Origin of the sequence: Marinobacter sp. NP-4(2019), from assembly GCF_003994855.1 — a bacterium.
Classification (GTDB): domain Bacteria; phylum Pseudomonadota; class Gammaproteobacteria; order Pseudomonadales; family Oleiphilaceae; genus Marinobacter.
Map to the genome: position 1 here is coordinate 4115362 of NZ_CP034142.1, position 25986 is coordinate 4141347.

A 25986-nucleotide genomic window follows, 5' to 3' on the forward strand; every position below is an offset into this window, starting at 1 on the left:
AGTCAGCCCAGCGAGAGAAACACGCCCATCAGTACCGGAGACAGGAACGACAGCACAAAGCCGGAGGCGATGGCCACTGGCACGCAGGTCAGCCCGCCACTGCTGCGTATCACTGGCAGGGTGAAATCCATGGCGGTGGCGCCGCCGTAACCAATCGCCATGGCCGGGCGCCGGGCAATCAGCAACGGAATAATGGCCAGCGCAATAATTTCCCGGATGACGTCATTGAGGAAAGCCACACCACCCCAGGCCGGCCCCAGGGCATCACCGATCACAATGCCCGACAGGGAATACCAGCCAAAGCCGGATGCCAGCGCCAGGGAGTCATGCCAGGCCAGATCCAACCAGGGCACCAGGAAAAGGCCCGCGAGCAATGAACTGCCAGCCATAGCAAGGGCGATGCCCAGCCCCTGGCGATTCATCAACAGCTTGCGCAGTGACAGCCCGGCATTGCGTAGCTGAAGCCCGATCAGGAACAGCAGCAACATCAGCGACCAGGTCGCCAGATCTTCCGCCATCGGCAGGGCGGGCAATACAAAATAGCCCGCCAGCACACCAACGGCAACGGCAGCCAGTGGCTTGAGACCGGCCAGAAACAAACGTTGGTAGCCGGGCCGGGGCGAATCCCCGTCAGCAGCCACTTCCATCGGTTGCCAGCGGTGAAATAACCACAGACCAGTCAGATTCGCCAGCAACAGTACTGTCACCAGAGCCACCACCTGAAGAGCCATGTTACCCAGTTGCTGGGCAAGTCCCTCCATCTGCCCCAGACCAAGCCCCAGTAGCGCCAGGATGAAATACACCAGACCTTCCACAGCGTAATGGATTGCTGTCATCAAGTGACGGTTCTCCAACGGCAGGGCAAAGCCCAGAAACAACGGGGCAAGAATCAGCAATGCGCCGGTTAGCATGGAGTCCTCGAAACAGAAAAAATGAAGGGATTCAGCCGATAGGTTCGTACTGATCGGGATCAAACAGGCAGCTGCCATCGCTGGTCGCGCTGTCTGTACGAATGGTGCGGGCAAGACGCTGGGCCGGGACCGACCAGACCACATGGTCCTCCGGCCTTGGTTGATAATCGTTTTCCAGCAACGCGCCGGCAACCGCACGAAGCACGGCTTCGGCCTGGCCGATACTGCGATAGGGGCCCTGACAACGGTGTTTTTCCGGTTGACCTGCATGGCAGCCGCTCAGAGCCACCAATGCCCAGATCTCTTCTCCCACGGGTTTCACAAACAGCTCCACCCGCCGCCCGTCACGAATCATCACCAGTGCCCTCAGGGGACCACGACCATGGAAATAGTGAAGTTTCACCGTGCGCACTCGCGCTGGTCAGTGGAGTTCATGGCTGGGCTGGCCCTGCACCAGCACCCAGGGCGCGACGACCACGGCCCACAACTCGGCGTTACGGTCATACCAGGCCTGCGCCATATCCGGCGGCACATCGCCAATCCGGCCTTCTTTCATCCATTGTTCGAAACGCTCTTTGTTGTCGGCGGCAAGTTCCGCGGCAACGTCCAGCAAATCCAGATCGGGGGCAACACGGACCACATGCCCGCGGGCATAATAGGTCTGCAGGTCGTGCCAGTTTATCAGGGAGGTTTCCAGATTCAGTTTGGCAAGTAGTTCGTCCCGGGACGGGGTTGATGACATGGCAAGGCCTCGGCAACTTCAGACTTTCGGTGTTGCTTCCAGCTTACCTGAAATCCGGACTTGAGACATCTGCTCCCGACCGGGCAATCAAAGGAAAACAACGGCCACCACACCTCAAGCACAGTGGTGGCCGTGTGCCTATCAGGCGGACTTCAACATCTCCCGCACCACATAGTGCAGGATACCGCCATGTTTGAAGTAGACTGCTTCATTCGCGGTGTCGATCCGCGATTTCAGCTCACAACTGTCGGTTGAACCATCCTTGTATTTCACCGTCATTTTCAGGGTCTGGCCCGGCTTGATCTCACCGGACAGCCCTTCAATGCTGATGGTTTCCTCACCGGTCAGTTTCAGGCTCTTGCGGTCGGTTCCCTCGGGGAACTGCAATGGCATGACGCCCATACCAATCAGGTTGGAGCGGTGAATCCGCTCATAGGATTCCGCCACCACGGCCTTCACTCCCAGCAGGCGGGTGCCTTTGGCCGCCCAGTCACGGCTGGAGCCGGTGCCGTATTCCTTGCCGGCGATGACCACCAGAGGTGTGCCCTGCTCCTGGTACTTCATGGCGGCATCGTAGATCGCCATTTGCTCACCGGTCGGAACAAATTTGGTGTAACCACCCTCGACGCCGTCGAGCATTTCATTCTTGATGCGGACGTTGGCAAAAGTGCCGCGCATCATCACCTGATGGTTACCCCGGCGGGAGCCGTAGGAGTTGAAATCATGGGGGTCAACCCCGTGCTCCTGCAGGTACTTGCCGGCTGGCGTATCCGGCTTGAAGGAACCGGCCGGAGAGATATGGTCCGTGGTCACCGAATCCCCCAGCAAGGCCAGGATGTTGGCATCCTTTATGTCCTCGATGGGATCCGGCTCCGGTCCCATGCCCTCAAAAAACGGCGGATGCTGAATGTAGGTGGACTTGTCCGACCATTCATACACCTTGCTCTCCGGGAATTTGATGGCTTTCCAGGTGTCATCGCCTTCAAAAACCTCAGCATATTCCTTGTGGAACATGTCGGTTTTTACCTTCTCCACCGCTTCGGCGATTTCCTGCTGGCTGGGCCACAAATCTTTCAGATACACCTCATTGCCATCCTTGTCGGTGCCCAGGGGATCATTGAACAGGTCCAGACGAACATTACCCGCCAGGGCGTAGGCCACCACCAGCGGCGGCGAGGCCAGCCAGTTGGTTTTCACCAGCGGATGCACCCGGCCCTCGAAGTTCCGGTTACCGGACAGCACTGATGCCACTGTCAGGTTGCCGTCATTGATCGCTTTTTCAACCGCATCCGGCAACGGGCCGGAGTTGCCAATACAGGTGGTGCACCCGTAACCCACCAGGTTGAAACCCAGCTTGTCCAGGTCGTCCTGAAAACCGCCGACCCTCAGGTAGTCAGTCACCACCTTGGATCCCGGCGCCAGGGACGTCTTCACCCAGGGTTTGGTTTTCAGGCCCTTGGCCACCGCCTTTTGGGCGATCAGGCCGGCAGCCATCATCACGCTGGGGTTGGAGGTGTTGGTGCAGGAAGTGATTGCCGCAATCACCACGGCGCCCGGGTCCAGGCGGGTTTTCTCCCCGTTCATTTCCATCGGCTGACTGGCGTGGTGTTCGTAGCTGTCCTCGACGCCAACCGCCGTCTGCCCGCCTTCGGATTCGAGATTGGCTTCCCGGCTACCGGTATCGCCGTCGGCGGTTTCCATCAACAGTTCGAAGGAAGACTTCATGTTCTTCAGGGCAACCCGGTCCTGCGGACGTTTGGGGCCGGCCAGGCTGGCCTCGACATCGCCCATATCCAGCTCCAGCTTGTCGGTATAGACCGGCTCGTGGCCCGGTTCGCGCCACAGCCCCTGGGCCCTGGCATAAGTTTCCACCAGTTCCAGCTGTTCCTGCTCGCGGCCCGTCAGCTGCATGTACTTGATGGTCTGCTCGTCCACCGGGAAGAAACCACAGGTGGCACCGTACTCCGGCGCCATGTTGGCAATGGTCGCCCGATCGGCCACCGGCATATCCTTCAGGCCGTCACCGTAAAACTCGACGAACTTGCCGACCACGCCCTTCTTGCGCAGCATCTCCGTGACCGTCAGCACCAGGTCCGTGGCGGTGATGCCCTCCCGCAGCTTCCCGGTGATCTTGAAGCCCACGACCTCCGGAATCAGCATCGACACCGGCTGCCCCAGCATCGCGGCTTCAGCTTCAATACCCCCGACACCCCAGCCCAGAATCCCCAGGCCATTGATCATAGTAGTGTGGGAGTCGGTGCCCACCAAGGTATCCGGATAGGCAATATGCTTGCCGTTCTGCTCTTTGTGCCAGACGGTCTTACCCAGATACTCCAGGTTCACCTGGTGGCAGATACCGGTACCCGGAGGTACCACACGGAAATTGTCAAAAGCCTGCTGGCCCCAACGCAGGAACTCGTAACGCTCCCGGTTACGCTCCATCTCAATGGTGACGTTATCCTTGAAGGAAGACGCATCCCCGAACTTGTCCACCATCACCGAGTGGTCAATGACCAGATCCACCGGCGACAGCGGGTTGATCATCGCCGGGTCCTTGCCCGCCACCTTCACAGCCTCGCGCATGGCGGCGAGATCCACCACCCCCGGCACACCGGTGAAATCCTGCATCAGTACCCGTGCGGGGCGAAACTGGATCTCGGTGTCGGATCTGCGGTCTTTCATCCACTGCACCATGGCATCAATGTGGCTTCGATCCACCGTGACGTCGTCTTCGTTGCGCAGCAGGTTCTCCAACAATACTTTCAGGGAAAAAGGTAAACGGTTGAGATCCCCGAGCGTGTCTGCTGCCTTGGGCAGGCTGTAATAATGGAAGGTTTTACCACCAGCCTCGAGGCTGGAAAAGGTTTTCAGGCTGTCTTTACCAGGATTGTCAGTCGACATGAGATGCCTCCTTTTTCGTCGTTATCCGAGCATTCCGGAAGGCTATACAAGTGCCTTTCCCTCAATGTACTCCAACTGATACTGAATAGATTGGGGTAAAGGCACTTGTATGAGAAGTCACCTATAACTATTGCAGCGATTGGCGAGACTTCAACCACGGTTGCATGAATGTTCGGAATCACGACCGTGAATGCTCCAGGCAAACCTGGCGCACAATAGTCACCTCCTTCCATTGTGGCAACGGCCAGGCTTCTGTCATTATTAACTTCCGATCCTCTGACGGACCAGAACCAGCTTGATTGTGAAACACGATTGTCATTACCACCCGGGTACCCCCGCCAAGTGGCACTGCGGCGAGTGTCAGATTCATTACTGCGGTCGCTGCATGCCCGATGCCGATAGCCGTAAACGCCACGCCCTTTGCCCTCACTGTAGCCGTGTCATGCGCTACCTCGGTGCCGCAACAGAGGCGGTGCCGTTCTGGAACCGGCTCGGGGCTTTTTTCCGCTACCCGTTCCACACCGATCCCTTGCTGGTCATCGCCATTTGTACCCTGGTGCCACTGATCACACCCGGCAATATTGTGGGCATCATTATCACCCTGCTATTGGCGCTGGCATTGCTGAAATACACCTATGCCGTCATCAACCACACCGCTGAAGGCCATATGAAGCCGCCACCCCTGGCGGTCGCCTTTACCGGCAGCGGTTTTGACATTGTGATTCTGCAACTTCTGGTTTTCGCCTTGATGGGCGGGCTGGTGGGGGCAGCCGCCATGGTTGGCGGACCGCTACTGATGATGCTGGTGCTGGCGTTTGTGATCCTGGCCCTGCCCGCCAGCATCATGGTGCTGGCCATGGAACATTCGGTGGGCGCGGCGGTGAACCCGATGAACCTGGCGGTACTGATTTCACGCATCGGCACCCCCTACTTCCTGCTCTACGGCTACCTGATACTGCTGACCCTGGCCTCCGGCGCCGCCCAGGACTTTGCGGTCAACCACTTCCCCTTCTGGTTCTCCCAGCCCCTGGCCGGCTTCCTGAACAGTACGTTTACCCTGATCCTGTTCCACATGCTGGGTTACCTGCTGTTCCAGTATCAGGAAGAACTGGGGTTCGCCAGTGACTTCCAGGAAGCAGAAGTTGAAGCACCTTCCCAGAGAAAGGACCGAAGCGTCCGCTTCGATGCCGACATCGACATGAACCTCAAGGACGGCAACTACGACCGCGTCCAGGCCATGCTGAAGGAAGCCCTGAAGAAGGATCCCCACAACAGCCTGCGTCTGGGACAGTTCTACCAGCTACTGGATGCACGCAACGACAGCGCCGAAATGTACCGCAATCATCCGCGGCTGCTTGGATGGCTGGCCGCCCATAATGACGGAGACGGCATCGCCCGGCTGCTGGAAACCCTGGAAAGAACGGAACCCGGCTTTCGCCTGAACGATCCGGAACTGGCCGTGCAATGCGCGCGGGCACTGTATCACCGCGGCCACTTCAAGCCCCTGCTGAAACTCATGCAGGACTTTCACAAACGTTTCCCGGAAAGCAACGAACTGGCGCCGGCCTACATCCTGGTGGCCCAGGCCCTGGCCAATGGCCTGAACCAGTGGGAAAAGGCCACGGCGTTTCTCAACTACATTCAAAAACGCTGCGGGAACCACCCACTGCATGAGCAGATTGCAACTTATCTCAAGCAGGCAGAGAACAGGGAGCCACTGAAGGGCCCGAGGGCTTCGTTTTTAGTTGAGGAGTAAAACACAGAGAAAGGCCATCGGCTGGGAGGGCTGTCCAAAACACGCTGTGAATACATCCCTGTACGCTCCGCTCCGCCATCCATGGCTCCGCAGGGTTTTGGACAGCCCTCCCAACCGATGCCCCCCAGACCTCTCAGTTAGCCGACAATAGCTGCCGGTAGTGACGGGCTTTCGGACCCATCTCGCGTTTTTCGAATTCCTCAACAAGTAGGCGGCAGGCCTCACCGGTGAGCAACTCAGCGCCGGTGTTCCGTAGACGCTCGAACGCCTTTTCCGCTGCCTTCAGGTCATCATGGCGCAGGCTGGTGAACAACACGCGATTATGGTCCTCCGCAGCCAATGGCGAATACCCTTCCCCTTTGCCCAGGTACTCCTGCCAGATTTCCACCAGGCGTTCCGGCTGACGGCGGCTGATGGTTTCGCTCATCAGTTCGCGGGTTCGTTCCCGGTACTCCGGCAAGTCTGGCCGTAACTTGGCCAACTGATACAGATGCTCCAGCAGAATGGGACGATCGGGATAGCGCTCCCACAGGGCCTCGAACTGTCGGCGGGCCACCTCGAACTCCATGCGTCCCAGGCTGCCCATGGCCTGGGCGTAGGCCGTGGTGAAACGCTCATCCTGTTCTTCCTCCTCCGGCTCGAAAAACGTCTCGCGCACCTGAAGTACACTCCGACCCAACAACCACACCAGGGCCGCCCCGCCAATCAGGCCACCGGCGTGGGCCATGTAGGCGATCCCGGTGGCACCGGCGAACCAGTAATCGTAGATTTCCTTGCCGAGCCAGACCGGCAGGACCGCCAACGCCGGTGCCCGAAAGTAATTGAAGTAAACGCCAATAAAGTAGAAAAAGCGGATTTTCTGCAAGCCGTAGATGGCTACGTACATCCCCATCAGCCCGGAAATGGAACCAGAGGCACCAACCAAAGGCAACGGACTGCCAAGGGAAAACGCCGTAAACACCAGCCCCGACAGAACACCGCATAACAGGTAGGCCAGCAGGTAACGGCCCGGGCCCAGAGCCTTTTCCACGGTAAACCCCAGCAAGAACAGGAACAGCAGGTTACCGATAATATGCCCCCAGCCACCGTGCAGGAACTGGTAGGTAATCAGCGTATACAACGACAATTCCGCAGGCACCAGCCCCAGCTGATTGGAGCTGAGACGATCAATATAACGGGTCTGGATCGCTGTGCGCTGCTCTAGCCATTGCTGTCGGTCGGCGGGGGCCCACAGCAACTCCCGGTTGTCCCGCATGTACTGGTAAAACTCGGGATTGACCAACAAACTGACCGCCACCCAGACCTCTTCACCGGATTCCCGCAATTGCTGGAAATCCTGCAATTCCAGAATTCGTTCGGACTCGCCCTCAAAACGGATCTGCCGTTGCAGGTAGTCTTCGTAGACCGGCGCTTCCAGTTCGGGCAGATCAGACGCCAGGTATTCCTCAATGGCCCCTTCCATCAAACGGCTGTCACCGCCCTGATAAAACAGGAAAACGAGCAGGCAGGTTGCGATCAGGCCCAGAGTTGCCCAGGGCGGTCGGCGCCAGTTCACGGCGTTTTCGGCAGGAATAATCAGCATAGGCGGTCACAATTCATCATAATCTGTCCCTGAAACACTGTTTTTTACCACAGCAAGGCCAGCTTTTCGCGCTCAAATGACAGTCAGGGTAGTTCACAACCCCATTATTGGATGGCTGTCACACCAGATTCACACAAATGCCATTCAATCGGGGCAACCGGTAAGGCGTGATCCACCCGTTATCGACCATTCGCCAATTGCCGTTATTCCCGGCTACGCCAATAGTAGCCGGGAATAACAAGAAAAACCGGACACTGGAAACAAGGACACTGACATGACCGTACTCGTACTGGACAACCCGGAAATGCTGGCAAAAGCCGCTGTGGAAGCCGGCTTTATAATGTCCGAAACCATGGAAAACAGCCCCCAAAAGCCTCACAGGATGCGTTTCCATTATGGTTTTAACAAGCACACCCTGGACAGCCAGGATGTGGAGATCCTGCGTCAACACGCGGTCTATTTGCGACAACAGCCCGGTGTCCGTATTCACATCCACGGCCACTCGGATAATTTCGGTGCGGAAGATTACAACCGCTTCCTGTCCCGCCTCAGGGCCACCGCGGCTGCCCGCCAGCTGATGCAGGAAGGTGTCAGGGAGTCCCAGATTGTGATCAGTGGCTGGGGCAGCTCAAGGCCGCTGGCGCGACCGGAGGACCGGGCCGCAAACCGCCGCCTGGAACTGGAGTACCTGACCCTGGAAATGGCCAGGGCACTCTGAGGTTTTTTTCCGTGTGTGGCCGCTGGCAGACTCGGGGAGCGATTGTCACCCTGAGTCTTTCCTCAGCCATAGACCTGATACACATTCCACAATAACAGCAGCGCCGCTACCAGGATTGCCAGCCAGGTCAGGACAATGCCCGCCATCCTGGCCCAATGGGTGCCGCCCCGGCCATTGATCATGCCCCAGGCGTGCAGAACACGCCCGACAACAAGCGCCATGCCGGCCCAATAAACCAGTTGCCCGGGCACACCATTGAGCTCGGCGAGGCCCAGCATCAGCAGCCCCAGCGGCGCATATTCCACCAGGTTGGCATGGGCCCGCACCGCGGCTTCGAAATCCCGGTCATCCGTGACGCCCATGCCTTTCCGGTATTTCAGGCGAAAGCGCACCACGTGGGTCGACAACACCAGCAACAGCAGACCGGTAACAGCTGCGAATACCGCAGTAACAGGTACAATCATATTCAGGCCTTCTTGATGGCGCTGACAATGGCCAGGAGCAGCACCGCGCCAACGGTTGCGGTCACCAGTTCACCCACAGCTCCCTGGGCCGCCAGCCCCAGCAAGCGGAAGACGAAGCCGCCGATAAAAGAGCCCACAATGCCAATACCGATGTTGGCCAGCACACCAAAGCCACGGCCCTTCATGATCAGGCCGGCCAGCCAGCCGGCAACGCCACCAATAATCAGAAACAGAATCAGATTCATAACACGCCTCTCCCTGCCTTTCGGACGAATTGTTCAGACTCCGAAAGACTGCCCTGTTTTCTGTTCTGCTTCAAGAACATCCGGTCAGGACATAGCGGAAATGGCGGCTTCCATCTCGCGCTGACAACGTGCCATCAGCTCGGGAATGTCATCGGTGGTCAGACCAGAGGTTTCAACGGGAGGAAGAATCCGGATCGATACCGGCTCGCGGCGACCGGACCAGCCAAGAGTGCCATCCTCATACTGGCTGGCACATACCATGGTAATCGGGGCACCGGAAGCCACTGCGGCGTGGAAGGCGCCTTTCTTGAACTTCTGCAGTCCACGCCCGCGGCTGCGGGTACCTTCCGGGAAGATCCACAGACTTTTGTGCTCCCGCACAACGGCGTCGCTGGTCGCCTGCATCACCGCGACGGCTTTGTGAGAACGGGCACGATCAAGGATTACATTCCCGCCCAGCCAGAATATCTGACCGAAAAATGGAATCCACACCAAAGACGACTTGCCGACGGTTACTGTTCGTGGCGGCAACAGATCCCCCATCAAGAACAGATCGTCGTTGTGTTGATGGTTGGCGATGACGATCGTTGGCCGGTCCCGGGGCATGTTCTCCTGCCCGCTCAGCGGCCGATCCATCCCCAGGATAAACCGGCCCACCCGGGCAACCACCCAGCCGAATAACCGGTTATTGTCCGGATTGAACGGCCGCGCGATGTAGAGCAACAACGCTAAAAAACAGATAACCGGCACACTCAGCCAGGCGAGGAATTTTCTCAGAGCACCCATGGAACAACCCGTTTACGCAATTTGGCGAACAAGTGTAAGCCATACTCATAGCCCCGCAACAGTGTCAATTTGCACCGGATTCCGCTCATTGCTGACCAGCGGCGGCTGACCGGCTCTGGCTTCCACGACGTAACGCAGGGGACCACGATTATCGAGGCTGTCAAAAGGGTAGCAGGTCACCAGCAGCAGGGTGTCGTCACCAAGCTGACTGGTGTCAATCCGCTCATGGCGACTGTCGACAACACGGACATTATCGACCCGATAGTGGTACCAGCGCCCGGAGCGTGTCTGCAGTTTCAACTCACTGCCCTGCTCCAGGTGACGCAGGCCACTGAAATGCGTATCCCGGTGCCCCGCAATCACCACCGGCCCGGCACCGGCGGCGTGACCCAGTACCTGCCCCGGCCCGAAGGCCAGACTTTCGCCATGGGCACCCTCCAGCACAATCATCGACTGCCCCAGTTCCGGCAACGACAGCCTGGCCACCGGCCAGGTGTCGGCCCAAGGCCAGGGGCGGGTCTCGGTCTGCCGGGCCTGGCTCTCGGCCCAGGCCAGCTCCAACAGCTCCTGGGCCACCACGGCCTTGAGGGGAATCCACAACCCGGCGGTCAGAATCGTGGCGGACATCATCACCATCAGCAGCAGTAACCGGTTCATGCGAACACCCTCCGATGCACCATCAATGCCGCCGTTGAGAACATCACTCCCAGTAGTCCCAAGGCGATCAACAGTGGTGATATTGTTGCCGTCTGGGGATAGCGCAACATGGCAGGCTGGCTACCGGCGGGCAGCAACGTAGGCAGATGATCGGTTTCCAGGGCGGTACCGGTATCCCGGACCGGTGTCTTGTCCAGCGCCACGAAACTGGTGTAACGGGTCATCAACTGGTGGTCCAGAGCCAGCGTGGTGACGTCCCGCCGGGTGGCCTCATCCACCTGGGCCGACAGACCGGTGTCCAGCAGGCTGTCGATTTTCTGTCGCGCCCAGTAGCGATGGAGCCCCTTGCCGGGCGCCGCCTGTTTCAGGTCCAGGGATTGCTGCCAGCGGCTGCCATCGGGCAGCCGGCCGGACACTGCCAGCTCACCACGGGCGGCCCTGCCGCGGGTCACCTGTACCATGGGTTCGCCCTTGAACAGATCACCGGTGCGCCCGGGAAAACTCTCAGAGGCGGCCTGTTGGTCCGGCCACTGGGCCCGGATATCGGTCAGTACCGGGGACTGCATCTTGCCGAACAATTCGTCCAGCGGTCCGGATACATCGCCCAGGTTGATGGCGGTGTAGGTGCCACGGCCATAGCGGGCCGCCTCGCGCATGAAATGCATGTTGGGCGCCGACCCTATGCCCACGGTGAACAGCCGGCTGTTACCCAGTTGCTGGCGAATCCTGTCGAACAGCGCTGCTTCGTTGCCTACCGCGCCGTCGGTCATGAACACCACCTGGCGGACATACCCGGTGGCATTCTCTTCACCCTGTTCCGTGCTCCCCTGCCTCAAGGCAACATCCAGTGCCGAGGCCATTTCGGTCCCACCGTTGGCCGCCAGGTTACGGACATAGCGCCGCGCCTGATCCAGGTTGTAACTGTCGGCGGGCACCGCCTGCTGGTAGAGGGTGCTGGTCTGGCTGTTGAACTGGATGACGTTGAAGCGGTCGCCCGGCCCCAGGGTATCCAGCCCCCTCAATAGCGAGGCCCGGGCCTGACGGATGGACTGCCCGGCCATGGAGCCGGAAGTGTCGATCACGAAGATCAGCTCTCGCGGCAGTTGCCGATCCCGCGCCAGACCCGGCACTAGCAGGGCCAGCAGGTAGTCCTCCCCCTGCCACTGCTCATGAAATACGGCTGCAGAGGGTTCCTGCCCTCGTACCGGTGCCCAGCGCACCACCAGGTCCCGGTCCATCAGGATGTCGCCCTCGTCCGGGGTAACCGTTACCGCGTCGCCGTTCCAGGTGCTGGTAAGGCCGTGGGTCGGGCTGGTCACTGTGGCCACCGGCAGTCCGGCGTTGATCACCAGTTCCACCTTCGCCCGGTGACTGTCCGGGCCAACATCTTCCGGCAGGACAGTAAAAGGGCTGATTTTGTCAGCATCGGCGACCTGGGTGGTGGGTGTAGCCCAACCGCCCTGCCACTGTTTCGGCTCCTCGGCAACGGGCGCTCCCGGCATGTAGCGAGGGGTGAGTGTGGTGGGTAGACGCAGCTCGAACTCACCGGACTGGTAGCGCACCGCCTGCTGGTAATGCAGCTCGACACTCACCGTCTCCCCCGGTGGAATGTTGGCCAGACGGGTGGTGAACAGGTTGGGCCGCTGCTGGTCTACCCGCGCCGCCCTGCGCCCCTCCTTTTTGGCCCGCTCATATTGCCGCTTGGCTTCGGCACGCTCCTTGATCTCACCCACGATCACCCGCTCCCCCGCAGTCATGGTGAGCGCGTAGACGCTGGCGTTCTCCGGCAGCGGGAACACGAACACACCTTCGCGCCATTGCTGGCTGGTATTCTCGAAACTCTGACGCAGGCGGGTATCGGCGATCAGACCGCTGACCGTTACCCGATAATCGGTGGTCAGCAGGGTGGCTGGCCCCTGCCACTGGCCGGCACTGTCGACAAAGTGGAAGGCGCCAGTGCCCTCGGGCTGGACAGAGCCCTCCATGGCTTCCGCCATCATCGAGTGGCTGGCGAGCATCAGCAGGAAGGCCAGCCAGAGACTGATTCCTTCCATACAGCGGATGGCGCGACGAGCGGTCGGGCGAGTCGCCGCGCCGCGGGATGGGGTTGCTACAGCGCTAGTCAGCATCGTTGGATTCCTTTCTTTTTGGTGAATCGTGATGCTGATTTCACCCCATCGAAGCGGTCATCCTGTGTCAGAATCTGGCAGTGCGGCTGCCAATTATGATGAATTGTGGCAAAAGCGCCCCGTTTCCTTGTGATCGTGCGCGGGCGTGATTAAATAGGCGCTGCACATTACTGTATTCGCCGAAAAGGACAGCAAAGACACATGAAGCGGCACATTGTCTTGATCGAGGACGAACCCGCCATTCGCGAAAACTACCGGGACGCGTTCGAGCGCCGGGGCTATCATGTGTCCGCTTATGGCGACCGTGCCAGTGCCTTCCAGGTGTTGCGCCATAACCTGCCGGATCTGGCGATTATCGACGTTGGCCTGGGGGATGAACCGGAGGGCGGCTTCACCCTGTGCCAGGATCTCAGGAGCCTGTCCAAGACCCTGCCGATCATTTTCCTCACAGCGCGGGACAGCGACATCGATTCCGTTCATGGTCTGCGCCTGGGGGCGGATGACTACGTCACCAAGGACATGAGCCTGGATCACCTGCTGGCGCGTGTCACTGCCCTGCTGCGTCGCGCCGACGCCTGGGCGGAGGCGTTGAAGAAGCCGGACGAAGTGCTCCAGCGGGGCAAGCTGACCCTGAATGTGGACCGAATGACGGCGGACTGGGAAAACCAGCCTGTCGACCTGACCGTTACCGAATTCTGGATGCTCCACTCCCTGGTCCAGCATCCCGGCCACGTACGCAGCCGCGATCAGCTGATGGAAGCCGCCAGCACGGTGCTGGATGACAACACCGTGACGTCTCACATCAAACGCATCCGCCGCAAGTTCCAGCAACTGGACAGCGACTTCGACGGCATCCAGACCGCGTACGGCATGGGCTATCGCTGGAACGCCCATGAGGTGTAAGCCTTGAGTCTGAAGCGCCAGCTGCTTGTCGCCAGCCTGCTGATGCTGCTGATTCCATGGGCCGGCCTGCAGTTTGTGCTGGAACTGGATGAAGCTCTGCGGGAGCAAGCGGCAGAGCAGTTACAGGAACAGGCCAAACGGATGGCGGAAACCGCCGGTGACTGGCTGATCGGCAATAGCGCAGTGCCATCGGGCACTCCTGTCATATATGCCCACCCGGTCAGCCAGCCACCCCGCATGGACGGTTATGGCTACGATTGGCCGGGGTACAACGAAGAGCTTTCGCAACAACAATGGCAGGCCAGTCCGGACGAAGCCACTACGCCCGCACTGCGCTGGCAAGCCGCCACTGATCAACGCTACCTGTACCTGCTGGTTCGGGTTGAACGTCCCGGCATTCGTTACTTCAACCCCGGCTCTCCCGACCAATCACACGACCGCCTGCGCCTGATTATGGTCGACGGCGCCCACCAAACCGAACGGATCATCCGGACACCGGCACCCGGACGCGTCAATGCCATCACCACCGGTCGTGACCCTGATAACGATTTCCGTATTACCGGTTACTGGGAAAGTGTCGAGAACGGCTACCAGCTGGAGCTGAAACTACCGCTGCCAGCCAAAGGCAGTCGTCTCGGCCTGGTTGCCGAATGGCCTGGCAGGGACGGCATCGACACCACCGGCACAACCATTAATCCGCCACCAGTACTGGTGAGCCGGTTGCCGCAGCTGGAACAACATCTCTCAAGCCAGATGGCCAGCGGTCAACAACTGCGGGTACTCGAACCCGACGGCTGGGTCATTGCCCGCCAGGCGCTGGCAACCAAGCACCATCGGCCGGAATTCGACTCCCTCAGTCCGCTGGAGGTAGTGGAGCAGATTGCCCTCAACGGTCTCCGGACGCTGGTGCAGCTCTATCAACCGAACCCGCAACCCATTGACGAAACCGCCATCCGGCCCGACCCCGACACCCTTCCCGACAGTGGTCTGGTACGTCACCGCGATGGCGACAGCTTCCTGATGGTGACACAACCGGTGTTCAGTGGTCGCACCCTGGTGCTTGAGCAATCGCTGGACCAGTTGTTGTCGCTGTCCGGCCATACCCTGGGCTCGGTGATCGCCCGCAGTACCCTGCTGGTGGTGGGGCTGATGCTGGTACTGCTGGGCTATGTCAGTTGGCTGTCCTGGCGGATCACCCGACTGCAACGGGCGGTCAGTGCCAGCGTCGACGACGACGGCCGGATCATCGGTACGTTACCGACCACACGCGCCCGTGACGAACTGGGGCAACTGCACCAGCACTTTGGCCAGATGGTCGATCGGCTGCACGGCTATAACGAATACCTGGAAAGCTTTTCCCGCCGACTGTCCCACGAGCTGAAAACCCCGGTAGCCGTGGTGCGCTCGTCCCTGGATAACCTGCGCCACGCCGAATCCGACAGTGAACGCACCAATTACATCGAGCGGGCCACCACCGCCACGGATCGGCTCAGCCAGATCCTGAATGGCATGAGTGAAGCCGCCAGGCTGGAACAGAGTTTCGACCATGCCGAGAAGGAACGCTTCGATCTGGCGGAGGTGATGGACCAGACCACTCGTGCCTATCAGCAGCTGGATGCCGATCACCGGATCGTCTACAAGGGACCTGTCGAGGGCTGTATCCTGCACGGATCACCGGAGCTGATCGTCCAGTTACTGGACAAGCTGGTGGACAATGCCCGGGACTTCACCGCGACCGGCGACCTGATCGAAACCCGCCTTACACGGCGGGGCAAGAACCTGGAACTGGGCGTATTTAATCAGGGGCCACCGCTGCCGGAACAGCTGAGCTCCGATATTTTCAATCCGTTCGTATCCATACGAAAAGGCTCCCAGGAAGGACACCTGGGGCAGGGCCTGCTGATCGTGAAGCTGATTGCCGAACACCACGGCGGGTCAGTCACGGCGGGTAATGAGGACAACGGCGTACTGTTCACCGTCAGTCTGCCCACGCACACTCCCGTATCAGCCCAGTGAGCGACTTTCAGAGTATGCAGACAAGCCACTGGTCGTATTTCCCCTTGCCCGGCTTTCCCCTACCCTTGTGACCTGTCCGGGATTCAAGCCATCTGACATCGTGGAGACCAACCAGCGTGGGATCAAGCCTTTCAGCCCTTGCCATTCACCCGTTACGGGATGATCTGTATAACGAGCTGCATTCCCGCCCCTTCCAGGTATTGCCAACGCCTGCCCGGGTGACCCACATTGCCGTTCTCACCACACCCGAGCAGCGCGAGGCTCAGTTCCAGCACCTGCAGGAGCTGCATCGCCTGCTGGGCCACCCGGAACCGGAACAGGAAGTCAGTTGCTTCGAGAAAACCTTTGGCAACCTCCGGGTGCGGCGCGAGATGCATATGGAATTTGCGTCCTACACCTTTATCAACCTCGATCCGGCAGAGACTGGCGCGCCCTTCGCGGAAACCGGCATCAGCCTGCTTCCCGACGGTTGGCTGGATAAGCTGACAGGCACCGTCATTGCCGCGTTTCATATTCATCTGCAGACCCAGGCCGGGCAAGGGATGGAAGACCTGGATTATGTCCGCCAGCACTTTGAAGGACTCAGGTTGGTGGGTAGCAGCCCCCAGGAAGGTGCTGCCCGGGTATGGGGCACATTCCAGCTGCACAGCGATGGTTTTGGCCGTTTCATGGTGATGAACCACCACATGTCTGACAGCCAGCTCGGTCGCCTGACCCAGCGCCTGATGGAAATCGAAACCTATCGCCTGATGTCGCTGCTGGCGCTGCCCCTGGCCAGGGAAACCTCGCCATCCCTCAACGAGATGGACCAGAAACTGGCGGTGATTACCCAGTCCCTGGCGGACAATGATGACGTTGACGAGCCCGCATTACTGGCGGAATTGACGGCCATAGCCGCACGTATAGAGGCCTTCAGGGCCCATTCCACTTTCCGGTTCTCGGCAACCCGGGCCTACCACCGGCTGGTACTGGCAAGGCTGGAGGCGCTCCGTGAAGATGAACTGTCCGGACACCTGACCATCACCGAATTCATGACCCGGCGCCTGACCCCGGCGGTAAAAACCTGCGAAGCGGTGAGCGAGAGACTGGAAGACCTGTCGCGACGGGTCGATCGTGCCTCGGACATGATGCGCACCCGGGTCGAGCTGGCAATCCAGAGCCAGAACCAGCAGCTACTGAGTTCCATGGACCGGCGCTCCAAGATTCAACTGATGATGCAGCACACCGTGGAAGGCTTCTCGGTAGTGGCCATCACCTACTACCTGATCGGCCTGCTCAAACTCGGGCTGGATTCCGTTTACGAAGCCGGGTTCGACCTCAACAAGTCACTGGTACTGGGCATTGCCATTCCCGTGGTGATGGCTCTGGTGTACACGGGTGTGCGGGTGGTACACCATCGCTTCATTCGTATGGCCAAGCAGCAGTAGCTGACTCCCTGATTACCGGTTCTGCTGGTCGCCTCCGGCAAACTGCCGGTAGAACTGTTGCGCGGTACGGCCGTTACGCACCCCCTTGGCGGTGGCAAAGCGGACCGCCTCCCGGTGCAGTGCCTCCCGGTCTGCCACCTGCGGGAACAGGGCATCCACCGCCTGCAGGTAAACGTCCTGGGAAAACGGATAGAAAGACAGCTGCAAGCCGAACCGGTCCGCCAGGGACACCTGTTCCTCGATCGCCTCCGCCGGATGCAGCTCGCCATCACGCATCTCGCTTTTCAGGTTGTCAGACATGAACTCCGGCATCAGGTGTCGACGGTTGGAAGTGGCATAAACCCGCACGTTCTCCGGCGGCAGCTCCAGCGAGCCCTCCAGCACGCTCTTGAGGGCCTTGTAGCCGGACTCACCGACATCAAACGACAGGTCATCGCAGAAAATCACAAAGCGGTAGGACAGGTCGCAGATATCATCGACAATCTCCGGCAGGTTCACCAGGTCGTCCTTGTCGACCTCGATCATCCGCAACCCCCGGTCCTGATAACGGTTCAGCAGCGCCTTGATCAACGACGACTTGCCGGTACCCCTGGAGCCCCAGAGCAAGGCGTTATTGGACGGCTCGCCGGCAAGGAAACGCTCGGTATTTCGCTCCAGCGCCTGTTGCTGGCGTTCGATGCCGGTCAGCGCCTGCCACTGTATCGGATCCAGGCGGCGAATGACCCTCAGGCCGGATCTGTGGCGGCGCCAGACCGCTGCCGGGGTTGTCGCCCAATCGATGGTTGTTGTCTTCATCACACCTCTGTCCTATTCCGCAGGTCGCCAGGTTATGAAACACTGGCAAACAGATTGATCGCAAATCAAGGAGACTTTACCGCAAATGGCTGTGAAATCCGTTGCCCTGGTGGCACACGACAACAAGAAGAAGGAGCTGGTGGACTGGGTGTCCGAGAACCAGACCCGCTTCGCGCAACTGTCCCTGTATGCCACCGGTACCACCGGCCGGTTACTGGGAGAGAACCTCGGACGGGACGACATCCACTGCCTGCTCAGCGGCCCCCTGGGCGGGGATCAGCAGATCGGGGCGAAAATTGCCGAGGGCGAAATTGACCTGCTGGTGTTTTTCTGGGACCCCCTGGAACCCCAACCCCACGATCCGGACATCAAGGCCCTGCTGCGGATCGCGGCGCTGTGGAATATTCCGGTGGCCTGCAACCGCGCCACGGCGGAGTTTATTCTGACATCGGCCTATATGACCGACGATCAGCACCGTCCGCGCAAGCCGGATTTTTCTGACTACACCGGTCGCAAGGTCAGCTGACCGGTTTGCGGGCCAGAAACACCGTATTGGTGGATTCCCGGTTCTGGAACGGATTGAAGAACGACACCACCCGGGCGTCCACATCGGTGAACAGGGTTCGCAAGGTGGCCATGAACTCCTCATCCGGCGGGTCATTGGACCACATGGCGAACACCCCGCCCGGGTGCAGGTGGGCCGCCATTTTGCCAAGGCTGTCTCCGGTGTAGAAACTGGCGTTGGAGTCGTGCAGAAGCGCTCGCGGTGAATGGTCGATGTCCAGCAGGATGGCGTCGAACAACTTGCCCGGCTGTTCGGGGTCAAACCCAGCGTCGGACACCGCCAGGTCAAAGAAACTGCCATGGACATAACGGCAGCGATCATCGGCGTTGAGCACTTTCCCCAGGGGCACTTTTTCCTGTTCGTGCCAGCGGATCACGGTATCCAGCGCGTCAACCACCAGCAATTCACCCACCCGGTCATGGCGGAGAGCGGCTTCCGCGGTGTATCCCAGACCCAGACCGCCTACCACCACCTTCAGCGCCTGCCCCTCGGTCATTTCCAGTCCCAGGTCCGACAGGGCCACCTCGGCGTCCACGAACATGCTGGACATCAGGAATTCCTCGCCCAGCTTCACTTCATAGATATCCCGTTCGCCCAGGGCGGGAATCCGCCGGCGCCGCAGGGTAATCTCCCCCAGCTGTGAGGGTTGGCTGTCGATTTCTTCAAACAATAGGCCCATGCGCTGCTTCCCAAACGTATTCAAAGTGGCCATGCTAACACTGGACGCTGCTAATGCAGGCACCTTAATACCAACACGTCTACACTACCTATTCCGCCTATAAAGGATTATAAGCGACGTGATGAGCGCCATCTTCCCTTCGCTCTGCCAACCACACAGGGTCTGGTACCTGCTGTGGTGTATAGCACTGCTGGCGCTAACCGTGGCTCCTCCCGCAAGGGGAGCGGAATCACCCCCTGTCACGATCGGTATTGTTGCAGATAACCAGCCATACTCCACCATAACCGGCCGTGACGCGTCCGGCTTCTCCATCGATGTCCTCAAGGAAGTGGAGCGTCATTCCGGTCTCAACTTTGAGTTCCGTGCCGGGAGCTGGCCGGAGATCTATCCTGCCTTCCTGAATGGTGAACTGGATGCCATCGACAATATCTCGTTCAGTGAGGAACGAGCAAAAGACATCCTGTTCACCCCGCCCTACCACGTTCGCCAGACCTACCTGATGCATGATACGGAAAGGCCCATTAACCCGGTCAGTTCCCTGGAAGAGCTGAAGGCGTTACAGGTTGGCGTGGTCAGGGACGTCTACTACCGGGATCTCCTGCTGGACAATGGGATCAACGTAAAAACCTATGATTCACTGTCCAGCCAGATGCGTGCCCTGGCCTTCGGCTGGGTGGATGCCATTATCGGACCGGAGCTGACCCTGAAATACTATGCCAACCTGGCCGGTTTCCGCTTCCTCGATTTCGCGGGCCCCGCCCCCCTCGGCCCCATGTCCCAGGAGGACATCCGCATTGGAGTCCTGAAGTCCAACCAGGCCCTGTTCAAAAAAATCCGTACGGGCCTGGAAGCGGTGCCGAAAGAGCGCATCGAGACGCTGCTGGAACGCTGGCAGGAGTATGGCGGCGCCCGTATCTCAGAAGCCCCGGGGATCAGCCTGAGTGACGCTGACCAGCTGTATCTCCAGCAAACGGGTCCGGTACGCGTCGGCATTATGCACGAATATGCTCCGTTCAGCTTCGAGGATGGAGGACAGCTGCAGGGACTGACAGTGGATGTCCTTAACCGCATTGCCGACCTGACCGGCTTGCAGGTCATCCCCGTTGGCGGGCAGTGGTCAGATCTTTATGGGATGTTCCGCAATGGCGAAATTGACGTCATGGCCAATATGTCGTTTAACACCGAGCGGGCGTCATTTACGCACTTCACCGAGCCTTACCACGTGATCCCCAACGTGGCCTTCACGCTTAACAATGACCTGTTTTTCGACAGCCTGGATAAGCTGGACGGTCTCACCGTGGCCCTGGGTTCCGGCATTTACTATGAACAGGCGGTAAAAGACCGGCTGGGTGACCGTACCCACACCTTTACCTCGCAACGAGCCATGTTCCAGTCGCTGGCCGACGGCAGTGTGGACGTTGTCCTCGCGGCCCTGCCCAACGGCAACTACTGGGTACGGGAGCTGGGCATTACCGGTGTCCGTATCGCCGGGGAACTGGCGCTCGGCAACACGCCCGGGGAAGACCTTCGCTTTGGTGTGCGCCCCGCACTGGCGCCGCTGGCGAATATAATGGATACAGCCCTCGCTGCCATCAGCCCTACCGAGAGGCGTATCATTGAGGATCGTTGGCTCGGCGCTTCGTTCAACCGGCCTGACCAGCCAAGAACCATTACGTTCTCTGACCAGGAACAGGCCTGGCTTGAGCAACGCAATCAGCAACTGACACTGTGTGTTGACCCCGACTGGATGCCTCTGGAAGGGCTTAATCAGCGCGGCCAGCATACCGGCCTGTCAGCTGAGGTATTCCAGCTGTTCGCTGAGCGATCCGATATCCACTTTGATGTTTTACCAAATGCCAGCTGGCAGAAAGCCCTTCAGGCGGTCAGGGAACGGCGTTGTGACCTTCTTCCCATGGCCATGAAAACCCCGCAAAAGGCCCGCTTCCTCAGCTTCACGGAACCTTATCTTCAGATTCCCAACGTGGTGATTGGCAGGATCGAGGCGCCATTTTTGGAAGGGCTGGGAGATCTGGAAGGTATGCAACTCGGTATTGTCTCAGACTACGCCTTTGCCGAACTGTTGAAGCAACGGCAGCCAGGCATCCAGCTGGTGGACATTCCCAACGAGAAGGCGGGGTTACGCATGCTGCAACAGGGAGAACTGGATGGCAGCATTGCGACACTGGCAACCGCCAGCCATCATATGCAGGAGTTGGGGCTCGCGGACCTGAAGGTCATCGGGCGCATACCTGCGGACTGGTCCCTCTCGGTTGCCACTCGCAACGATGAGCCCATCCTGCTGGGTATCATGCAGAAACTGGTGGCCAGCCTGAGTGCCGAGGAAAAACAACGCCTGGATAACCAGTGGCGTAAGGTACAGCTGGAACAAACCGTGGACTATACTCTGCTGTGGCAGCTGGTTCTGATCGCAGCCATCATCCTGAGCCTGTTGTTCTACTGGAATCGAAAGCTCGGGCGCCTGAACCGGGAACTTGCAATCGCCAACGCCACCCTGCAGCATCTGAGTGTCACAGACGACCTGACGCAACTGGGCAATCGCAGCTATTTTGATCGCGAGTTCAACCAGAGTTTCCAGTGGTGCCAACGCCATCGCGCGGGTTTTGCAGTGGCCATGGTGGATGCCGATCACTTCAAGAAGATCAATGACACCTATGGTCATGAGGCTGGCGATCTGTGCCTGAAGGCTTTGTCTGACAGCATGCGTGCCCATTTCCGGCGCGACACTGACCGGATCGCCCGCTTTGGCGGCGAAGAATTTGTGATCTTCACCACCTATCGGGACAGGGGCGACATGATCAAACGGCTCGACGACTTCCGCGCGGCGGTCAGCCACAGCCTGAACGTCAGTGACAACCCGGATATCCGGCTCACCATTAGCATCGGGCTTGCCATTGGCGTTCCCGGCACCACTATCGAACCGGACGAGTTCCTTCGGCAGGCGGATCAGGCCCTGTATCTTGCCAAACAAAATGGCCGGAACCGGCTGGAGGTCAAAGCGGTCTCAACCTAGTCGTCCAATCTTTCAGGAAACAATCACAAGGAGAATCCCATGGCGAAGATCTACGAAGATAACTCTCTGTCGATCGGCAACACCCCGCTGATCAAACTCAACCGGGTCAATGACGGCGCCACCATCTGGGCCAAAATTGAGGGTAGAAACCCGGCGTATTCCGTGAAGTGCCGTATTGGCGCCGCCATGATCTGGGATGCCGAAAAACGGGGCGTACTGAAACCGGGCATCACCATTGTCGAGCCTACCAGCGGCAATACCGGTATTGCACTGGCGTTTGTCGCGGCCGCCCGGGGCTACAAACTGATCCTGACCATGCCATCGTCCATGAGCCTCGAACGCCGCAAGGTGCTCAAGGCCCTTGGAGCGGAACTGGTGCTGACCGAACCGGCCAAGGGAATGCCGGGTGCCATTGCCAAGGCAGAGGAGATCGTGGCCGCCGATCCCGAGCACCACTTCATGCCCCAGCAATTCGATAACCCGGCCAATCCCCGTATTCACGAGGACACCACCGGCCCGGAAATCTGGGACGACACCGATGGCGCGGTGGATATTTTCGTTGCCGGTGTGGGCACGGGTGGCACCATCACCGGGGTATCACGGTACATCAAGCACACCAAGGGCAAGGACATTACCTCGGTCGCCGTGGAACCCACGGATTCCCCTATCATCACTCAGGTCATGGCGGGAGAAGAACCCAAACCCTCGCCCCATAAAATCCAGGGTATTGGTGCCGGCTTCGTGCCCAAGAACCTCGACCTGGACCTGGTCGACCAAGTGGAAACCGTCAGTAACGAAGACGCCATTGCCATGGCACACCGACTGATCCAGGAGGAAGGCATCCTGTCCGGGATATCCTGCGGTGCGGCCGTGGTTGCAGCAGTGCGGGTCAGCAAACAACCAGAGAACAAAGGCAAGAATATTGTCGTGGTGCTACCGGACTCCGCCGAGCGTTACCTGTCATCCGCGCTGTTTGCGGATCGGTTTGGCGACCAGGAGAACGTTCAGTAGAACCCTCTACACCGGCAGCGGGCAGGGAGCCTGCTGTCGGCGTTCACGCGACTTAGCAGCGCTCGTCCTGAGGCGCGAGCAACTGCCCTGCGCCGGTGGCCACTGCCGCAACGCTCCGATAAGAGAGCTTTGATATGTTGTGGTGAGTGACCCGAACGGCTCGGCTCCAGGGGCGGGTAACGGGAATGCGATGGAGTACATTAAAGGTCTCATCCGCAATCGACAGATGCACTCGCTCCAGTTTTCCGGCACCCTGCGCAATACCATGGGTCAATACATCTGCGATGCCCAGCCACCAATCACGACCATGTTCATTTCCGGTTTTCATATCAACCACTCCACCAGTTGCCGGGCCACATCAGGATGATGCGCCAGACGAATATGATCCACACCCGGAAAGCTCGCCATGCCGGCAAGTTTCCATCCGGTGCGTTCTTCGCCACGGGCACTGGCCTCATGAACCAGCGCATCCCCGAACAGGGCATTCACCGGATGCGTCCGGGAACGGGCCAGCAAACCGCAGACCACGAAATGCCGCACCCCCGGAACCAGGGGTGGCTCCCCCTGATCCGCAGGTACCACATCGCCACGGGACAGATTGCGAATACCTTCGCTGCGTAGATCGATCACCTCACCGGCGACCCGCAAATAGTCACGGGGAGCACGCATGAGCAGATCTGCAGTGGCTTTCGCCCCTTTGGCCAACCAGGAACCATCGTGAGGCGAGCCAAGATAAACACAGTCGGTCAGGCACTCCATCCAGCGATGATTCTGGGCTTGCCCGTAATGACAGGCACTGCGGATCAACAGCCCTCCCATACTATGGCCCATAAGGACGATACGCTCCAACGGAACCGGCCAGGCAGACACCAAGTCTTCCAGCAATGCTGCCAGTGCCTCGCCATTCCGATAGATCGGCCTTCCCGTGTTGTAGCGCAGAGTCAGCGGTGTAATTTCCCGGGACGCACTTGTCAGCAGAGAACCGTAACTCAGGCCGCTCTGACCGGGAAACGTCCATACCGACTCCAGCTCCATCAGCCCGTGAATTGAAAGGCAAAGGGTGGAACCCGGGGCATCGAGTTGCGGGGCACGGTGATCCAGTGACGAGCGCCCGTGGAACAGTTCCATGGGCACTGCCAAAGGGTTTTTCCGTGCCTCAAGCCAGTCCCCAAGGAACCCACTGAGGATGGCCGAAGCATGCCTTTGCCACGCCGGGCTGGTATCTGAGTCCATTACTTATTCGCTATTGTTGATGGTATAGCTACCAGTGTACTCGGATACCCAACATAGCGATTGGCTGAACCTCCACCGGACACAGGCGTGGCAGCAACTACATCTCAATGACTTCGTCCGGCAAGCCCCATGCAATTGGCATAGAAGGTGGTGGTCGCCGGCCAATCGGAAAAGATGCCGATCACCCCGACCTCCCGGGCCAGTACGTCGATCACATTGAACACATCACCATCATTGTTGATAGCGTCGGCAATGGTCTGGTGGTACCAGCCACCACCGTCCGCCAGCGGACCACTGCGTTCAACCGTCCAGGCGATCATGTCCAGGCCCGCAGCCCGGGCATTCTCGGCATACTCCGATGGTACTATCTGTTGGTGGCCATCCAGGGTCAACATTTTCCAAAGCGCCGGCGCCAACACGTTTACCCCTTGGGCAGACAGGTTCTCCATCCAGGCCAGGGATGAGTTTTCCGCTGTCAGTGGCTCCTGATCCAGAAACACCGCCTGCTGTCCGAACCGGGGCAGTTCATTCACCCAGAACAGCACATCGGCCAGCAGGAATGATTGCGGCCATACATCTTCAGGGCTCACGCCCGCGTCGATGTAATCCTGAATCATCTGACGGGCATAGTCCTGCTGGGTGTAATCCCCTTCATAGGGCATCTCCACCACCGGCGTCTTTAATTCCGGCGTAAACTTCACACCCAGGGCCTTGAACAGCTCAATACTTTCTTTGTGGCTGAGCAACGTGCCACGGCTGCTGTATAGATCGGTACGCCACGGAGCCGTGCCTTGCACATAGTCCTCGGGCGTCGTCGCCATGGGGTTGAAGGCATCCATCTTGCCCTCGAGGGACTTGAACTCCGCCAGCGTGATATCGCTGGTGCGACACTCCGCCTGGGCCTCGGTGCCACTGAGCGGATCTGCCGGTACGAACGGCTGGGTGCATTTGGCATTGAGTTCGGGGATGGTCACGATGTTGGTGGTGGTATGAAGATCGTTCTGGGCATGGCGGCAGACCAACTCCCGGTCCTTGGTGAAAGCAACATCACACTCGACAATACCGGCCCCCATCTGTGCGGCCGCGACATAGGATTCCAGGGTATGTTCCGGGAACTGCAGCGGTGCGCCCCGGTGACCGATTGAGAAATCGGTGGGTCTGGGATTTTTCGCGGTGCAGGCCTGCAGGGTTTCTTTCAGCGGCCCTTCGTCCATATCCGCCACCAGCCAGAGTGGGCGGGGACCAAGATGAACCTCCCGCTTTCCGTTGTGAAAGGCTTCATTCAGACCCTGCCCTTTTTCCAGGCCGGGCGGTACCCAGTTCTCGCCTTTACCGTGCCCACCAGGGCCAGCATGGACAACGGAGAACAAAGACATCAACAATGCTGTAATCAGTAACGTGCGTAACTTCATAACAAGCTCCCTGTGCAATGAAT

At 59.3% G+C, this 25986-nt stretch carries 23 protein-coding genes; 8 read left to right on the forward strand and 15 right to left on the reverse strand.

Features of this window, described 5'->3' with window-relative positions; translation table 11 throughout:
- Positions 1-2: 2 nt before the first annotated feature.
- The 4 genes from EHN06_RS18775 to acnA all read right to left on the reverse strand — a co-directional run bounded on the left by EHN06_RS18775 (position 3) and on the right by acnA (position 4554).
- Entirely contained in the window at positions 3-911 is a 909-nt protein-coding gene (locus tag EHN06_RS18775; RefSeq protein WP_127334009.1) for a lysine exporter LysO family protein, read from the reverse strand.
- 31 nt (positions 912-942) lie between these two features.
- A complete protein-coding gene (locus EHN06_RS18780; protein ID WP_127334010.1) occupies positions 943-1314 on the reverse strand; it encodes a hypothetical protein in 372 nt (123 codons plus the stop codon).
- 18 nt (positions 1315-1332) lie between these two features.
- Positions 1333-1653, reverse strand: a complete 321-nt coding sequence (locus EHN06_RS18785; protein WP_127334011.1) for a DUF2288 domain-containing protein — start codon at positions 1651-1653, stop codon at positions 1333-1335.
- A gap of 141 nt (positions 1654-1794) precedes the next feature.
- On the reverse strand, positions 1795-4554 hold the full coding sequence (acnA, locus tag EHN06_RS18790) for an aconitate hydratase AcnA (RefSeq protein ID WP_127334012.1): 2760 nt from the start codon (positions 4552-4554) through the stop codon (positions 1795-1797).
- 301 nt (positions 4555-4855) lie between these two features.
- On the opposite strand from acnA, the gene EHN06_RS18795 reads away from it, so the two are divergent.
- Entirely contained in the window at positions 4856-6310 is a 1455-nt protein-coding gene (locus EHN06_RS18795) for a B-box zinc finger protein (RefSeq protein ID WP_127334512.1), read from the forward strand.
- Positions 6311-6443: 133 nt separating this feature from the next.
- Here EHN06_RS18795 and EHN06_RS18800 read toward each other — a convergent pair whose 3' ends face one another.
- Positions 6444-7892, reverse strand: a complete 1449-nt coding sequence (locus tag EHN06_RS18800) for a rhomboid family intramembrane serine protease (protein WP_127334013.1) — start codon at positions 7890-7892, stop codon at positions 6444-6446.
- A 274-nt stretch (positions 7893-8166) separates the two neighbouring features.
- On the opposite strand from EHN06_RS18800, the gene EHN06_RS18805 reads away from it, so the two are divergent.
- Positions 8167-8610 carry an OmpA family protein gene (locus tag EHN06_RS18805; protein ID WP_127334014.1) on the forward strand — a complete coding sequence of 148 codons (444 nt, stop codon included), beginning with the start codon at positions 8167-8169 and terminating at the stop codon, positions 8608-8610.
- A 62-nt stretch (positions 8611-8672) separates the two neighbouring features.
- Here the strand turns inward: EHN06_RS18805 and EHN06_RS18810 are convergent, their stop codons facing one another.
- The 5 genes from EHN06_RS18810 to EHN06_RS18830 form a co-directional block, all read right to left on the reverse strand.
- The gene (locus tag EHN06_RS18810; RefSeq protein WP_127334015.1) at positions 8673-9074 is read right to left on the reverse strand and encodes an MAPEG family protein; all 402 of its coding nucleotides are present in this window, start codon (positions 9072-9074) and stop codon (positions 8673-8675) included.
- 2 nt (positions 9075-9076) lie between these two features.
- Positions 9077-9319, reverse strand: coding sequence for a GlsB/YeaQ/YmgE family stress response membrane protein (locus EHN06_RS18815; protein ID WP_127334016.1), 243 nt, complete (start codon positions 9317-9319; stop codon positions 9077-9079).
- 84 nt (positions 9320-9403) lie between these two features.
- Complete coding sequence (locus tag EHN06_RS18820) at positions 9404-10105, reverse strand: lysophospholipid acyltransferase family protein (protein WP_127334017.1); 702 nt, start codon at positions 10103-10105, stop codon at positions 9404-9406.
- Positions 10106-10150: 45 nt separating this feature from the next.
- Complete coding sequence (locus EHN06_RS18825; RefSeq protein ID WP_127334018.1) at positions 10151-10762, reverse strand: class GN sortase; 612 nt, start codon at positions 10760-10762, stop codon at positions 10151-10153.
- Complete coding sequence (locus EHN06_RS18830; RefSeq protein WP_228257354.1) at positions 10759-12891, reverse strand: marine proteobacterial sortase target protein; 2133 nt, start codon at positions 12889-12891, stop codon at positions 10759-10761. Before EHN06_RS18830 ends, EHN06_RS18825 begins: the two co-directional genes overlap by 4 nt.
- A gap of 201 nt (positions 12892-13092) precedes the next feature.
- Between EHN06_RS18830 and pdsR the strand changes: the two genes are divergently transcribed.
- The 3 genes from pdsR (at position 13093) to EHN06_RS18845 (ending at position 17237) form a co-directional block, all read left to right on the forward strand.
- Positions 13093-13794 carry a proteobacterial dedicated sortase system response regulator gene (gene pdsR / locus EHN06_RS18835; RefSeq protein ID WP_127334019.1) on the forward strand — a complete coding sequence of 234 codons (702 nt, stop codon included), beginning with the start codon at positions 13093-13095 and terminating at the stop codon, positions 13792-13794.
- 3 nt (positions 13795-13797) lie between these two features.
- Positions 13798-15810, forward strand: coding sequence for an ATP-binding protein (locus EHN06_RS18840; protein ID WP_127334020.1), 2013 nt, complete (start codon positions 13798-13800; stop codon positions 15808-15810).
- A 116-nt stretch (positions 15811-15926) separates the two neighbouring features.
- Positions 15927-17237 (forward strand): DUF3422 family protein, encoded by a 1311-nt coding sequence (locus tag EHN06_RS18845; protein ID WP_127334021.1) that lies wholly within the window; start codon positions 15927-15929, stop codon positions 17235-17237.
- Between the two features lie 12 nt (positions 17238-17249).
- Here the strand turns inward: EHN06_RS18845 and EHN06_RS18850 are convergent, their stop codons facing one another.
- The gene (locus tag EHN06_RS18850) at positions 17250-18032 is read right to left on the reverse strand and encodes an ATP-binding protein (RefSeq protein ID WP_206075687.1); all 783 of its coding nucleotides are present in this window, start codon (positions 18030-18032) and stop codon (positions 17250-17252) included.
- An 85-nt stretch (positions 18033-18117) separates the two neighbouring features.
- On the opposite strand from EHN06_RS18850, the gene EHN06_RS18855 reads away from it, so the two are divergent.
- Complete coding sequence (locus tag EHN06_RS18855) at positions 18118-18558, forward strand: methylglyoxal synthase (protein WP_127334023.1); 441 nt, start codon at positions 18118-18120, stop codon at positions 18556-18558.
- On the opposite strand, the gene EHN06_RS18860 is transcribed toward EHN06_RS18855, so the two are convergent.
- The gene (locus tag EHN06_RS18860) at positions 18551-19276 is read right to left on the reverse strand and encodes a spermidine synthase (protein ID WP_127334024.1); all 726 of its coding nucleotides are present in this window, start codon (positions 19274-19276) and stop codon (positions 18551-18553) included. The genes EHN06_RS18855 and EHN06_RS18860 overlap by 8 nt on opposite strands.
- A gap of 121 nt (positions 19277-19397) precedes the next feature.
- Between EHN06_RS18860 and EHN06_RS18865 the strand changes: the two genes are divergently transcribed.
- Entirely contained in the window at positions 19398-22307 is a 2910-nt protein-coding gene (locus tag EHN06_RS18865; protein WP_127334025.1) for a transporter substrate-binding domain-containing protein, read from the forward strand.
- Between the two features lie 39 nt (positions 22308-22346).
- Positions 22347-23318, forward strand: a complete 972-nt coding sequence (gene cysK, locus EHN06_RS18870) for a cysteine synthase A (protein WP_127334026.1) — start codon at positions 22347-22349, stop codon at positions 23316-23318.
- Positions 23319-23370: 52 nt separating this feature from the next.
- Here the strand turns inward: cysK and EHN06_RS18875 are convergent, their stop codons facing one another.
- The 3 genes from EHN06_RS18875 to EHN06_RS18885 all read right to left on the reverse strand — a co-directional run bounded on the left by EHN06_RS18875 (position 23371) and on the right by EHN06_RS18885 (position 25963).
- Entirely contained in the window at positions 23371-23646 is a 276-nt protein-coding gene (locus EHN06_RS18875; protein WP_127334027.1) for a hypothetical protein, read from the reverse strand.
- The gene (locus EHN06_RS18880) at positions 23643-24551 is read right to left on the reverse strand and encodes an esterase/lipase family protein (RefSeq protein WP_127334028.1); all 909 of its coding nucleotides are present in this window, start codon (positions 24549-24551) and stop codon (positions 23643-23645) included. Before EHN06_RS18880 ends, EHN06_RS18875 begins: the two co-directional genes overlap by 4 nt.
- A gap of 104 nt (positions 24552-24655) precedes the next feature.
- Positions 24656-25963 (reverse strand): glycerophosphodiester phosphodiesterase family protein, encoded by a 1308-nt coding sequence (locus EHN06_RS18885; RefSeq protein WP_127334029.1) that lies wholly within the window; start codon positions 25961-25963, stop codon positions 24656-24658.
- Between the last annotated feature and the right edge of the window lie 23 nt (positions 25964-25986).

Excerpts from the sequence above, each read along its gene's own strand:
- EHN06_RS18775 (WP_127334009.1), bottom strand. The coding sequence starts at position 911 with ATGCTAACCGGCGCATTGCTGATTCTTGCCCCGTTGTTTCTGGGCTTT.
- EHN06_RS18785 (WP_127334011.1), bottom strand. The coding sequence starts at position 1,653 with ATGTCATCAACCCCGTCCCGGGACGAACTACTTGCCAAACTGAATCTG.
- acnA (WP_127334012.1), bottom strand. The coding sequence starts at position 4,554 with ATGTCGACTGACAATCCTGGTAAAGACAGCCTGAAAACCTTTTCCAGC.
- EHN06_RS18800 (WP_127334013.1), bottom strand. The coding sequence starts at position 7,892 with ATGCTGATTATTCCTGCCGAAAACGCCGTGAACTGGCGCCGACCGCCC.
- EHN06_RS18805 (WP_127334014.1), top strand. The coding sequence starts at position 8,167 with ATGACCGTACTCGTACTGGACAACCCGGAAATGCTGGCAAAAGCCGCT.
- EHN06_RS18810 (WP_127334015.1), bottom strand. The coding sequence starts at position 9,074 with ATGATTGTACCTGTTACTGCGGTATTCGCAGCTGTTACCGGTCTGCTG.
- EHN06_RS18815 (WP_127334016.1), bottom strand. The coding sequence starts at position 9,319 with ATGAATCTGATTCTGTTTCTGATTATTGGTGGCGTTGCCGGCTGGCTG.
- EHN06_RS18820 (WP_127334017.1), bottom strand. The coding sequence starts at position 10,105 with ATGGGTGCTCTGAGAAAATTCCTCGCCTGGCTGAGTGTGCCGGTTATC.
- EHN06_RS18825 (WP_127334018.1), bottom strand. The coding sequence starts at position 10,762 with ATGAACCGGTTACTGCTGCTGATGGTGATGATGTCCGCCACGATTCTG.
- EHN06_RS18830 (WP_228257354.1), bottom strand. The coding sequence starts at position 12,891 with ATGCTGACTAGCGCTGTAGCAACCCCATCCCGCGGCGCGGCGACTCGC.
- pdsR (WP_127334019.1), top strand. The coding sequence starts at position 13,093 with ATGAAGCGGCACATTGTCTTGATCGAGGACGAACCCGCCATTCGCGAA.
- EHN06_RS18850 (WP_206075687.1), bottom strand. The coding sequence starts at position 18,032 with ATGAAGACAACAACCATCGATTGGGCGACAACCCCGGCAGCGGTCTGG.
- EHN06_RS18855 (WP_127334023.1), top strand. The coding sequence starts at position 18,118 with ATGGCTGTGAAATCCGTTGCCCTGGTGGCACACGACAACAAGAAGAAG.
- EHN06_RS18860 (WP_127334024.1), bottom strand. The coding sequence starts at position 19,276 with ATGGGCCTATTGTTTGAAGAAATCGACAGCCAACCCTCACAGCTGGGG.
- EHN06_RS18865 (WP_127334025.1), top strand. The coding sequence starts at position 19,398 with ATGAGCGCCATCTTCCCTTCGCTCTGCCAACCACACAGGGTCTGGTAC.
- cysK (WP_127334026.1), top strand. The coding sequence starts at position 22,347 with ATGGCGAAGATCTACGAAGATAACTCTCTGTCGATCGGCAACACCCCG.
- EHN06_RS18875 (WP_127334027.1), bottom strand. The coding sequence starts at position 23,646 with ATGAAAACCGGAAATGAACATGGTCGTGATTGGTGGCTGGGCATCGCA.
- EHN06_RS18880 (WP_127334028.1), bottom strand. The coding sequence starts at position 24,551 with ATGGACTCAGATACCAGCCCGGCGTGGCAAAGGCATGCTTCGGCCATC.
- EHN06_RS18885 (WP_127334029.1), bottom strand. The coding sequence starts at position 25,963 with ATGAAGTTACGCACGTTACTGATTACAGCATTGTTGATGTCTTTGTTC.